The sequence below is a fragment of the Rubrimonas cliftonensis genome (genome assembly GCF_900107585.1).
In the GTDB taxonomy this organism is placed as follows: domain Bacteria; phylum Pseudomonadota; class Alphaproteobacteria; order Rhodobacterales; family Rhodobacteraceae; genus Rubrimonas; species Rubrimonas cliftonensis.
The window spans coordinates 94,065-105,150 of record NZ_FNQM01000009.1; the positions used below are offsets into that span (position 1 = coordinate 94,065).

Annotated in this window: 11 protein-coding genes; 4 read left to right on the forward strand and 7 right to left on the reverse strand. The window is 71.1% G+C overall.

Annotated features, from left to right (window positions below):
- The first annotated feature begins 279 nt into the window (after positions 1 to 279).
- Positions 280 to 1,260 (forward strand): LysR substrate-binding domain-containing protein, encoded by a 981-nt coding sequence (locus BLW43_RS14200; protein ID WP_093254446.1) that lies wholly within the window; start codon positions 280 to 282, stop codon positions 1,258 to 1,260.
- Here BLW43_RS14200 and BLW43_RS14205 read toward each other — a convergent pair.
- Genes BLW43_RS14205 through BLW43_RS14230 form a run of 6 tightly spaced genes read right to left on the reverse strand, consistent with a single transcriptional unit; the run spans position 1,254 to position 6,787 of the window.
- A complete protein-coding gene (locus BLW43_RS14205) occupies positions 1,254 to 2,510 on the reverse strand; it encodes a TRAP transporter large permease (protein WP_093254448.1) in 1,257 nt (418 codons plus the stop codon). The genes BLW43_RS14200 and BLW43_RS14205 overlap by 7 nt on opposite strands.
- A 13-nt stretch (positions 2,511 to 2,523) precedes the next feature.
- On the reverse strand, positions 2,524 to 3,039 hold the full coding sequence (locus tag BLW43_RS14210) for a TRAP transporter small permease (RefSeq protein ID WP_245731053.1): 516 nt from the start codon (positions 3,037 to 3,039) through the stop codon (positions 2,524 to 2,526).
- A gap of 56 nt (positions 3,040 to 3,095) precedes the next feature.
- On the reverse strand, positions 3,096 to 4,061 hold the full coding sequence (locus tag BLW43_RS14215) for a TRAP transporter substrate-binding protein (protein ID WP_093254450.1): 966 nt from the start codon (positions 4,059 to 4,061) through the stop codon (positions 3,096 to 3,098).
- A 38-nt stretch (positions 4,062 to 4,099) separates the two neighbouring features.
- Positions 4,100 to 4,852 carry an SDR family NAD(P)-dependent oxidoreductase gene (locus tag BLW43_RS14220; protein ID WP_093254451.1) on the reverse strand — a complete coding sequence of 251 codons (753 nt, stop codon included), beginning with the start codon at positions 4,850 to 4,852 and terminating at the stop codon, positions 4,100 to 4,102.
- A 40-nt stretch (positions 4,853 to 4,892) separates the two neighbouring features.
- Positions 4,893 to 5,936: a transketolase family protein gene (locus BLW43_RS14225; protein WP_093254453.1), complete on the reverse strand. Its 1,044-nt coding sequence runs from the start codon at positions 5,934 to 5,936 to the stop codon at positions 4,893 to 4,895.
- Entirely contained in the window at positions 5,933 to 6,787 is an 855-nt protein-coding gene (locus BLW43_RS14230) for a transketolase (RefSeq protein WP_093254454.1), read from the reverse strand. The genes BLW43_RS14225 and BLW43_RS14230 overlap by 4 nt, the downstream gene beginning before the upstream one ends.
- Positions 6,788 to 7,058: 271 nt before the next feature.
- Here BLW43_RS14230 and BLW43_RS14235 point away from each other — a divergent pair, with 271 nt between their 5' ends.
- Positions 7,059 to 9,026, forward strand: coding sequence for a transketolase family protein (locus BLW43_RS14235; RefSeq protein ID WP_093254456.1), 1,968 nt, complete (start codon positions 7,059 to 7,061; stop codon positions 9,024 to 9,026).
- Positions 9,027 to 9,512: 486 nt separating this feature from the next.
- On the opposite strand, the gene BLW43_RS14240 is transcribed toward BLW43_RS14235, so the two are convergent.
- Complete coding sequence (locus BLW43_RS14240; protein WP_093254458.1) at positions 9,513 to 10,022, reverse strand: MarR family winged helix-turn-helix transcriptional regulator; 510 nt, start codon at positions 10,020 to 10,022, stop codon at positions 9,513 to 9,515.
- A 99-nt stretch (positions 10,023 to 10,121) separates the two neighbouring features.
- Between BLW43_RS14240 and BLW43_RS14245 the strand changes: the two genes are divergently transcribed.
- The gene (locus BLW43_RS14245; RefSeq protein WP_217632186.1) at positions 10,122 to 10,562 is read left to right on the forward strand and encodes a VOC family protein; all 441 of its coding nucleotides are present in this window, start codon (positions 10,122 to 10,124) and stop codon (positions 10,560 to 10,562) included.
- Positions 10,559 to 11,029, forward strand: a complete 471-nt coding sequence (locus BLW43_RS14250) for a VOC family protein (protein ID WP_217632187.1) — start codon at positions 10,559 to 10,561, stop codon at positions 11,027 to 11,029. Before BLW43_RS14245 ends, BLW43_RS14250 begins: the two co-directional genes overlap by 4 nt.
- Positions 11,030 to 11,086: the final 57 nt, after the last annotated feature.

Here is an 11,086-nt window from a genome sequence, read left to right on the forward strand (position 1 = left end):
GCCGCGGGCTGCGCGACGAGTCTAGCCGTCGGCGCGGCGGGCAGGGTGAAAGACATGGAGCGGCCCTCTCATCTCACGCGATTTCCCGGCGGAAGCTTCGCGCAGAGGTTGAGTAACGTTTTCCGATGACGCGCCCGTGAAGCTGGCGTGACCGATTGAAGGCGGACGGGCCCTGCGCGCGCCTGCCGCCCGGCCTCGGGCGGCGACTTCCGGCGCGACCGCCGCGGCGGCCATCGGCGGAAGCTGGCGCATCGCACGGGGCGGCGCTAGCCTCCGACGATGCGGGACATCAATCTGAAGGCTACCGAGTATTTCGAGGCGGTGGCGCGTCTTGGCGGCGTGACGAGGGCGGCCGAGGAGCTGGCCGTCTCTCCCTCTGCCGTCAGCCAGCAGATCCGGCTGCTCGAGGGCCAGCTCGGCGTCCGCCTGTTCCGGCGCGAGAAGCGGCGGCTGGTGCTGACGCTCGACGGAGACCGGCTGTTCCAGACCACGACGCAGGCCTTCGGCGCGCTGCGCAACGCGCGCAGCGCCATCGCCCGCCAGCGCGACGTGCGCAGCCTGACCATCCGCGTCAGCCCGAGCTTCGGCGTGCGCTGGCTCGGACCGCGCATCGCCGGCTTCGCCGCCGAGAACCCCGACTGGAACATCCGCATCGACGCCACCCCCGACTTCACCGCCTTCGAGACCGAGGCCATCGACCTCGACGTGCGCTACGGTCTCGGCGGCTGGGCGGGCCTTACGGTCATGCCGATGATGAACGACCTCGCCGCGCCGCTCTGCAGCACGGACTACCTCGCGCGGCTGCGCGCCGTCTCGGACGATCCGGCGGCGCAGCTTTCCGCCGCGCGGCTGATCGACAGCGTGAAGATGCTCTACCGCTGGGATCTGTGGCTGGCCGCCAACGGCGTCGTCGTGCCCGATCTCGGCTATCCGTTCCGCTTCGACCGCTCCTCGATGTCGATCGAGATGGCGAAGCAGGGCGGCGGCCTTGCGCTCGACAGCGTGATGCTGTGCCTGCCGGAGCTGATGCGGGGCGAACTCGTGCCGTTCTCGACCGACTATCCGGTGGTGGAGTTCCAGGGCTACTGGCTGGTGTGCCCGCCGCGGCATCTCAACCGCCGCATCGTCGCCCGCTTCGCGGACTGGCTCGCCGCGGCCTGCGCCGCGCACGAAGCGCAGGCGCGGGCGTTCCTCGCCTCCCTCGGCTGCGCGTTCCGGCCCGGGCGTCTGACGGAGATGACGCGCGGCGGCCCTCAGTAGATCGTCAGCGCCGGGACGTAGGACATCAGAAGCAGCACGGCGAGCGCCACGAGGTAGAACGGCGCCAGCGACCGCACCACTGCGCCGACGCCCACCCCGGCGATCGCCGCCGAGATGAACAGCGTCGTTCCGACCGGCGGGGTGTAGAGGCCGATCGAGAGGTTGACGACCATCATGAGCCCAAGCTGCACTGGGTCGAGCCCGATCGCCTGGCCGATCGCCACGAACAGCGGCCCCAGCAGCAGGATCGCCGCCGGCAGGTCGAGAAACGCGCCGACCACCAGCATCACGACGTTGAGGGCGAGGATCACCATCCACGGCTCCGAGAACGCGCCGATCATGAAGGCGGTCAGCGCCTGCGGCGCGCGTTCGGCGGTCAGCACCCACTGGATGGTGGAGGACGCCATGATGATCAGCATCACCGCGCCGGTCATCAGGGCGGTCTCAACCGCCGCGTCCCAGATCGTCCGCAGCGTGAGGTCGCGATAGACCGCGCCGCTGACCAGCAGCGCGTAGGCCACCGCCATCACGCTGACCTCGGTCGGGGTGGCGACGCCGAAGCGCAGCGTGCCGATGACGAAAACCGGCATGAGCAGCGCGGGCAGCGCGATCAGGATCTGGCTGCGAAAGGCCCGCAAGCCGCCGGCGAGCGGCGAGCGCGGCAGGTTCCGCCGGCGCGCCACCCACCACACGGCGGCGAACATGCCGACGCCGAGCAGCACCCCGGGCAGGATCCCCGCCACGAACAGGTCCACGATCGATACGTTCGCGACCAGCCCGTAGAGGATCAGCGGGATCGACGGCGGGATCAGCACGGAGATGGTGGACGAGGCCGAGTTGATCGCCGCCGCGAAGCCGCCGGGATAGCCCTCCTGCTTCTGCACCGGGATCAGCGCGTTGCCGAGCGCCGTCGCGTCGGCCACCGCCGAACCCGAGACGCCGCCGAACATCACCGACCCGATGATCGACACCTGCCCAAGCCCGCCCTTCATGTGACCGACCAGAAGCCGCGCGATCGTGACGAGATAGACGCCGAACCGGCCCGACATCATCAGGCTGCCCGCCAGAATGAAGAACGGAATCGCCAGCATCGGAAAGCTCTGCGTCGGCGTATAGAGGCGCTGCGCGATCACCGCGAGCGGCTTGCCGTCGAGCAGCAGCGCGGCGGCCACGCCGCCCAGCATGGCGTGGCCCACCGGCACGGCGAAGGCCATCAGCAGCAGAAAGCCCCAGATCAGCGGCGCGGTCATGGCGTCTTTCCCTTCAGCTCAGACTGGCTCTGGCCGGATCCCGCAGGGGCGCGTCGCCGCCCGCGACGAGGCGCAGCGCGGTCAGCGCCGCGATCACGCCCATGCCGCCGAAGGCGTAGACGAGGCTCGCATAGCCCCAGATCTGCCGGACCCCGAGCGTCGACAGGGTCTGGAACTGCGCGGCCTTCAGGATCGGCCGGCTGGACTGCAGGACGCCGAGGCAGATCGCGAGGACCGCGAGCTGCGCCGCGATGGCGAGCAGCCGCGCGGTCCCCGCGCCGGCAAGCTCGGGAACCAGCGTCACGGTGATGTTGCGACCGCGCGCCGCGGCGATCACCACGCCGCCGGCGACCAGCCAGGGCAGAAGCAGGGCGTGGATCTCGTAGGCCCAGGCGATGCCGGAGCCGAAGGCGTAGCGCAGCACGACGTTGGTCAGCAGCGCCGCGAACATGACGCCGAGGCAGCTGACGGCGATCAGGCGGCCGCTCCAGTCGAGCAGGCCCACGGCCCCGTCGCTCAGGCGAAGCAAGGGGGACCGCGCCCCCCTCGCGTCGCCGCGCGGGGCCTCGCGGTCCTCCTGCCCCATCACTGCCCCGCGGCTTCGCGCAGCGCGGCGACCAGTTCCGGGAAGTCCGCGGCGTAGGCGTCGTAGACCGACGACGTCGCAGCGACGAAGGCGGCCTTGTCGGCTTCGGCGAACGTCACGCCCTCGGCCTCCATCTTCGGGCGCAGCTCGGTCTCGGCCGCCAGCGACAGCTTGCGCTGCATCTCTCCGGCCTCCGCCGTGGCCGACAGGGCGCAGGCCTGCGTCGCCTCGTCGAGACCCGACCACCATGCGAGGCCCGCGACCACCGGGGTCGACTCGTACTTGTGACCGGTCAGGGTGATGTACGGCGTGATCTCGTGGATCTTGGAGGAGTAGATGTTCGTGAGCGGGTTCTCCTGCCCGTCGAACACGCCGGACTGCAGCGCGGTCGGCAGTTCGGAGAAGGCGAGCGGCGCTGGCGCGGCGCCCAGCGCCTCGAAGATCGCGACGGTCATCTGGTCGGGGGGCGTGCGGATCTTCATGCCCGACACGTCGCCCGGCGCCGGCACGTTCTTGGAGACGTGGCTGACATGGCGGATGCCGTTGTCCCAGAACCCGAGAACCTTGAGGCCGGCCTGCTGCGCGCGGGCGTCCAGCATCACGCCAACCTCGCCGTCCAGCAGCTTCCACGCGGCGGGCAGGTCGGCGAACAGGAACGGCAGGCCGAGCAGGCCGATCTCCGGAACCATCTGGGACATGGCGCCCTGGCTGTTCGCCGTCACCTGCATCACGCCCGCCACGGTCGAGGTCAGCATCTCCACGTCGTCGCCCATGGTGGCGGACGGCGCGACGTTGACGCTGTGCGCGCCGCCGGTGCAGGCGGCGAAGAGCTCGGCCCACCGCTCGGCGGCGACGTAGCGCGGGTTTCCTGGGTTGGCGCCGTGGCCGAAGATGACCTCGGCGGCGGGCGCGGCGCCCGCGGCGAAAGCGCCCGCGACGGCGAGCGCGATGAACGACGTCTTCATGTCTTCCTCCTGGTGATCTTGTTCTTTCGTCGGTCGTCTCAGTGGATCAGCGAGCCGCCGTTCACGTCGACCTCGGTTCCGGTGCAGTAGGACGAGAGGTCCGAGGCGAGAAACAGCGCGCAACCCGCGACGTCGGACGCCTCGCCGGCGCGGCCCATCGGGATGCCGGCGAGAACCTGCGCCCGCATCTCCGCCGTCAGCTTTCCGGCGGTGATGTCGGTGTCTATGAAGCCGGGGCAGATCGCGTTGACGCGCACGCCGTCCGGCGCAAGCTCGCGCGCCATCGCCTTGGTCAGGCCCAGCACGCCGGCCTTGGCGGCGGAATAGTGCGGGCCGCCGAAGATGCCGCCGCCGCGCTGGGCGCTGACGGAGGACATGTTGACGATGCCGCCCGCGCCGCGCGCGCGCATGCCGGGGATGACGGCCTGGCTCATGTAGAGCGTGCCGCGCAGGTTCACGTCCAGCACCGCCTCGTAGTTCCCGGGCGCGATGTCCATCAGCCTGAGCGGCTGGGTTATGCCGGCGTTGTTCACCAGCACGTCGATGCGGCCCCAGCGGCCTTCGAGGTCCGCCGCGACGGCCTTGCAGGCGTCGGGGTCGGTCACGTCGCAGGCGAGGCCGACATGGCCCGCGCCCAGATCGGCCGCCGCCGCCTGCGCCGCCGCGGCGTCGAGGTCCAGGATCGAGACCGTCGCCCCGTGCTCGGCGAAGAGCCGCGCGGTCGCCTTGCCGAGCCCGCGCGCCGAGGCGGCGCCGGTGATCACGGCGAACTTGCCTTCCAGAAGGCCCATGCCTTCCTCCCTTGATTGTAACGGTCCGTTCCGCCGGCCGTCAGAGCCAGCCCTTGATCCGTTCGGCGAACTTCTCGACGGTCAGGCCGTACATGTCGTGCAGCGTCGGCAGCGCGCCGGCCTCGAGAAACTCGTCCGGCAGGCCGATCATGCGGAAGGTCGGCGCGACGCCATTGGTCAGCAGCGCGGCGGCCACCGCCTCGCCCAGGCCGCCGACGACGGTGTGGTTCTCGGCCGTCACCACCAGACGCCCGCCGCGCCCCGCCTCCGCGAGGATGGTCGCCACGTCCAGCGGCTTGATCGTGGGGACGTGCAGCACCCCCATGTCCACCCCGTCGGCCGCGAGCCGTTCGGCGGCGTCGAGCGCGCGCATGGTCATGAAGCCGGTCGCGATCACCAGCGCGTCGCGCCCGTCGCGGATCAGCTGCGCGCGGCCCAGTTCGAAGCGGTAGTCGGGCTTCCAGCGCGTCAGCACCTTCGGCACCCGGCCCCGTGGAAGGCGGGCGTAGGCCGGCCCGTCATGGGCGGCCATCGCGGCCACCATGCCGGCCACGTCGTCGGCGCAGCAGGGGTCGACGATGGTCATGTTCGGCAGGCCGCGGAAGATCGCCAGATCCTCGGTCGCCTGATGGCTGGGGCCGTAGCCGGTGGTCAGGCCCGGCAGGGCGCAGATGATGCGGACCGGCAGGTTCTCCTCGGCGATCTGCATCGCGATGAAGTCGTAGGCGCGGCGCGAGGCGAACACGGCGTAGGTGGTGGCGAAGGGCATGAACCCCTCGCGCGCCAGCCCCGCGGCGGCGGACATCAGCAGCGCCTCGGCCATGCCCATCTGATAGAACCGCTCGGGCATCGCCTGCGCGAAAACGTGCAGGTCGGTGTATTTCGCAAGGTCCGCGCTCAGACCGACGATGCGCTCGTCCTCGCGGGCCGCGGCGACCAGCGCGTGGCCGAAGGGCGCCGCCACGGTGTCGTAGCCTTCGGCGTCGAGCGAGGCGATCATGGCCGAGGTGCGCGCCGGCTTGCCGTCGGGGTCGAGCTTCACGGTGCGCGGCTCGTGCTTGCGGGCCATCGAGGCGAGGGTCATTCCGGGCGTCCTTCTTCCAGCACCGCGAGCGCCTTCGCCCATTCGTCCGCCTCGACCCGCACGAAATGCATGATCTCCCGGTCCTCGAGGAACGGCACGCCCTTGCACATCCGGGTGTCGAAGATGATCGCGCGCGGCTTCGGCTCGGTCGCCGCGCGGGCGGCGTCGAGGGCCGCCGCCACCGCGGGCAGGTCGTTGCCGTCGACCCGCTGGCAGCGCCAGCCGAACGCCTCCCACTTCTCCTTCAGCGGCTCGGCGCACAGCATCTCGGTCGAGGGGCCGTCGGCCTGCTGGTTGTTGAAGTCGATCAGGCAAACGAGGTTGTCGAGCCGGTGGTGGGCCGCGCCCATCGCCGCCTCCCAGGTCGAGCCCTCGCCCAGCTCCCCATCCGACATCAGGTTGTAGACGAAGGCGGGGTTCTTCTTCCGCTTCAGCCCCAGCGCCATGCCCACCGCGACGCCGAGGCCGTGGCCGAGCGAGCCGCCGGTGATCTCCATGCCCGGCGTGTAGGACGCCATGCCCGACATCGGCATGCGGCTGTCGTCCATGCCATAGGTGTCCAGCTCCTCCTCCGGCAGGATCCCGGCCTCCATCAGCGCCGCATAGAGCGCGATCGCGTAGTGGCCGATGGACAGCAGGAACCGGTCGCGCCCCTCCCACTCCGGATCCTCGGGGCGGTATTCGAGGGCGTGGAAGTAGGCGGCGGCGAGCACGTCGGCGATCCCGAGCGCCTGGCCGATGTAGCCCTGGCCCTGCACAGCGCCCATCCGCAGCGCCGTGCGCCGGATGTTCCAGGCGCGCCGCGCCAGCGACACGTTCGCGGTCGCGTGCGGCCGATCATGCGCTGTCATCGTCTCCCTCCCCCTGGGTTCTGCGCCCGTCGGAGGTGAGCGATAGCACCGCCAGGCGGCCGCTGACCCTTGCGAAAATTGAAAGAGATGTTCAGCTCAGCTTCACGATCCGCTCTGCGCTGGGCTTGTTGTCTATATGCTTCAAAAGCTTGTCGCCAATGCGCCGTTGCGCGGCGGGTCGGGTCGCGTCGCAGACGCCTCTTTCGACCCGACGCGGCTTCCGCCAAGCATCCGTAGCGACCGCCGACGCGCGCGGCCCGAAGGAGCCCCCATGCCCGACATCCGCAGAATGGCCGACGCCATCCGCTTTCTCTCCATCGACGCCATCCTGAACGCCGGCGAGGGCCATCAGGGCGTGCCGCTGGGCATGGCCGAGATCGCCGCGACCCTCTACGCCCGCCACCTTAAGGCCGATCCGGCCGACCCGCTCTGGCCCGACCGCGACCGGGTGGTGCTGTCGAACGGCCACGGCTCGATGCTGCTCTACGCGCTGCTGCACCTGTCGGGCTATCCGCATGTGACGACCGAGGCGCTGCGCGGCTTCCGCAAGCTCGGCTCGGTCTGCGCCGGGCATCCCGAGATCGAGCAGCATGCCGGCATCGAGATCACCACCGGCCTGCTGGGGCAGGGGATCGCCTGCGCCGTCGGCATGGCCGTGGCCGAGGCTCGGCTGGCGGCGCGGTTCGGGCCGGAGCTAGTGGACCACCGCACCTGGGCCTTCGTCGGCGACGGCTGCCTGCAGGAGGGGATCGGGCAGGAGGCGATCAGCCTCGCCGGCCATCTGCGGCTGGGCAAGCTGACCTTCCTGTGGGACGACAACCACATCACCGACGACGGCGACACGGCGCTGTCGATCAGCGAGGACACGCCAGCCCGCTTCCGCGCCGCCAACTGGCATGTCGAGGAGGTGGACGGGCATGACGTCGACGCCGTCTCGGCCGCCATCGCGGCGGCCAAGGGCGATCCGCGGCCGTCGCTGATCGCCTGCCGCACGACCATCGCGCGGGGCCTGCCGCGGCTGGAGGGTCGGCGCGGCGGCCACAGCGCGCCGCTGACGCCCGTGGACGCGGCCGAGGCGCGGGCGGCGCGCGACTGGCCGCACCCGCCGTTCCATGTCCCGCAGGAGGTGCTGTCGGACTGGCGCGGCGCGTTGGCCGGCGGGGCCGGGGCCCGCACGGGCTGGGCTGAGCGGCTGGCGGCGCATCCCGATGCGGCCGAGTTCCGCCGCTGGACGGCGGGCGATCCGCCGGCCGACTGGCCGCGCGTCGCGGCGGCGCTGGCCGAGGCCGCGGCGGCCGTCGCCGAACCGCGCCCGACCATCGCCGCCTCCGGCGACGTCTGCGACGCGCTGGCGGGCGCGCTGCCGGAGACGATGGTGCTGTGCGCCGATCTGGAGGCGCCGACCAACCACAAGCGCGGCCGCGCCGCCTTCACCGCCGGGGATCGCGCGGGGAGCTACGTCCACTGCGGCGTGCGCGAGCACCTCATGGGCGCGATGACGGACGGCATCGCCGCCCATGGCGGTCTCAGGCCGATCAACGTGACCTACCTCGCCTTCGCAGACTACGAGCGCCCGGCGATGCGCATGGCCGCGCTCATGGGTCTGCCCGCGCTGTTCGTGTTCAGTCACGACTCGATCGGCGTCGGCTCTAACGGTCCGACGCATCAGCCGGTCGAGATCCTGGCGAGCTTCCGCGCCATGCCCGACATGCGCGTGTTCCGCCCGGCCGATGCGGTCGAGACGGCGGAGGCGTGGGAGATCGCGCTCGACCATCGCACGGGGCCGACCATGCTGGCGCTCTCGCGTCAGGCGACGGCGCCGGTGCGACTGGCGGCGGGCGAGAACCGCAGCCGCCGCGGCGCCTATGTGCTGGCCGAGGCGGACGGGCCGCGCGCGGCGACGATCCTCGCCACCGGCGCCGAGGTCGCGCTGGCGATGGGGGCGCGGCGGAACCTCGCGGCGCAGGGCGTGGCCGCAGCGGTGGTTTCGATGCCCTGCTGGGAGATCTTCGAGGCGCAGGACGCCGAGTATCGCGCGCGTGTTCTGGGAGACGCCCCGCGCATCGGCGTCGAGGCGGCGCTGTCCTTCGGCTGGGAGCGCTGGCTGCGCCAGGGCGACCGCTTCATCGGCATGACGGGCTTCGGGGCCTCCGCGCGCGCGGAGGTGCTCTACGAGCATTTCGGGATCACTGTCGATCGGATCGTCGGCGCCGTGCTGGAGGCGACGCCAGGCGGCTGACCGCCCGGACCCGGGCGCCCGTTTCCGGCAGGTCGGGCTGCGCGGCCCGCGACGTTGTCAGCCGCCGTTCACGACCGGCTCAAACCCCGCCGCGGCGTGCTCGGCAGCGCCCTGACCGCGAGGCGCCCGCCCTCTGGCCGGCGCTGACGATGGCTCGAACGCCATGCGTGGAGACTTGCGGACCTGCCTTCGCGCATCGGCGCCGAGTGTGGACGGCAACTTCGCCGGAGCCTGCGGAGGAGGCCTGCGTCGGCGCCGCCGAGGCGTTCGCAAGGGGGAGGCGGCCAGGCCGCCTGACGGCGTCGGCCGAGCCTTCGGAGCCGGGGATCATGCGCGCGGCCGACGGTTTCCGCGCGGTCATCGGTGACCGGCCGCAACGCCGAGCGGCGTCATGAGGCGTTGATGTTGTGCGATGAGGGAGACCGCGCTCCGGCGCCGGTCAGCCCGTCCCGGCCTCGCGCCGCGGTTTCGCGGCGCGAAAGGCGGTCAGTCCTGCGGCTGACCGTCCGGTTCCATGCCTGACGCGGAAAGCATCGCGGCGATGGGCGGCACCCGCCGCATGTCGGCGCGAAGGCGGTTCGGCGCGTCTGCGTCCAGCGCGGCGTCGAGCCTTGCGTGGGTGTCGCGCCAGCTGGGAAGCGCGGCCTCCAGAAGCGCCACGCCCTCGGCGGTGATCCGGACGCGGCGGCTTCGCCTGTCCGCCCTGTCAGCCTCGACGCCCACGAGTCCGCGGCGCTGGAGCGGCTTGAGGGCGGCGGTGAGCGATGTGCGATCCATGGCGAGAAAGGGCGCGAGCTCGCCGATCGTGGGCGGCTCGGGGCGGTTGAGCGCCATCAGCAGCGAGAACTGCCCGTTGCTCAGGCCGTAGGGTTTCAGCGCCTTGTCGAACAGCCGCGCCAGCGCGCGCGCCGCCCGCTGCGCATGCAGGCACAGACAAGTCTGGGCGACATGGGCGACGATGTCGCGGTCGAGCGGCTTCACGGTGGACTCCATCATGATAAGTTGATATCAACTGTTTTGAGCGGGCTCAACTCCGTCCCAAGGCGGAATGTCGGAAAGCCCGGCGATCGACAACCGTTCGGGAGATGCGGCGACATGATGAAACCTCAATTCTATCTGTTCTTCAGAGGCGACTGCCATGCGGCCATGACGCATTACGCCGACACGCTCGGCGGCACGATCGAGGGCGTTTTCCTGAACAGGGACGCGCCCGCGACGGAAGACCGCATGCCCGGCGGCGACGCGCTGGTCATGAACCTCGTCCTGCGGCTGGGCGACACGCTGATGATGGCCTCGGACAACTCCGACGCGACATACGAGCCGCCGCAGGGCTTCCGCATCCAGATCGAGGCGCCCTCGCTGGCGGAGTTCGAGCGGGTGTTCGCGGCGCTGGCGGACGGGGCCTCCGCCATCGCCATGCCGCCCGGCGAGACCTTCTGGGCCGAGCGCTTCGCCATGTTCACCGACAGGTTCGGCACGCCATGGATGCTGAATTTCACCGGGTCGAAGGCGCAGGCGGAGGGGAGGGCGCCGTGATCTTCAAGTCCAGGGTGCGCACCTGCCTGTGGTTCGAGAAAGGCGGATTGGAGGCGGCGACGTTCTATGTCGGCCTGCTTCCCGACAGCGGGATCGACGCGGTCCACGAGCAGGGCAGTCCCGACGATCCGATGGTCGTCGAATTCACGATCCACGGCGCACCGATGATGATTCTCACGACCGGGACGCATGTCGAGCCATCGCCGGCGGCATCCATCAGCGTGCTGACCAAAGACCAGCCCGAGACCGACCGGCTGTGGGCGGCGCTGCTCCGCGACGGCGGCCGCGAAGGCCGATGCGGCTGGATCGCGGACCGATACGGCGTCTCGTGGCAGATCATCCCGGAGGCGCTTCCCCGGCTGCTCGGCGCGCCCGACGCCGCCGCCGCCGCCCGCGTACGACAGGCGATGATGGCGATGGGCAAGATCGACATCGCAGAGCTCGAAAGGGCGCTCGGCCGGTCCTGAGGAAGCAGCGGCGGGTGGCCGCTCCGCCGCTGCGGCTCTGCCGGACCAGGTCCCGCC

Excerpts from the sequence above, each read along its gene's own strand:
- BLW43_RS14200 (WP_093254446.1), top strand. The coding sequence starts at position 280 with ATGCGGGACATCAATCTGAAGGCTACCGAGTATTTCGAGGCGGTGGCG.
- BLW43_RS14205 (WP_093254448.1), bottom strand. The coding sequence starts at position 2,510 with ATGACCGCGCCGCTGATCTGGGGCTTTCTGCTGCTGATGGCCTTCGCC.
- BLW43_RS14215 (WP_093254450.1), bottom strand. The coding sequence starts at position 4,061 with ATGAAGACGTCGTTCATCGCGCTCGCCGTCGCGGGCGCTTTCGCCGCG.
- BLW43_RS14220 (WP_093254451.1), bottom strand. The coding sequence starts at position 4,852 with ATGGGCCTTCTGGAAGGCAAGTTCGCCGTGATCACCGGCGCCGCCTCG.
- BLW43_RS14225 (WP_093254453.1), bottom strand. The coding sequence starts at position 5,936 with ATGACCCTCGCCTCGATGGCCCGCAAGCACGAGCCGCGCACCGTGAAG.
- BLW43_RS14230 (WP_093254454.1), bottom strand. The coding sequence starts at position 6,787 with ATGACAGCGCATGATCGGCCGCACGCGACCGCGAACGTGTCGCTGGCG.
- BLW43_RS14235 (WP_093254456.1), top strand. The coding sequence starts at position 7,059 with ATGCCCGACATCCGCAGAATGGCCGACGCCATCCGCTTTCTCTCCATC.
- BLW43_RS14240 (WP_093254458.1), bottom strand. The coding sequence starts at position 10,022 with ATGATGGAGTCCACCGTGAAGCCGCTCGACCGCGACATCGTCGCCCAT.
- BLW43_RS14245 (WP_217632186.1), top strand. The coding sequence starts at position 10,122 with ATGATGAAACCTCAATTCTATCTGTTCTTCAGAGGCGACTGCCATGCG.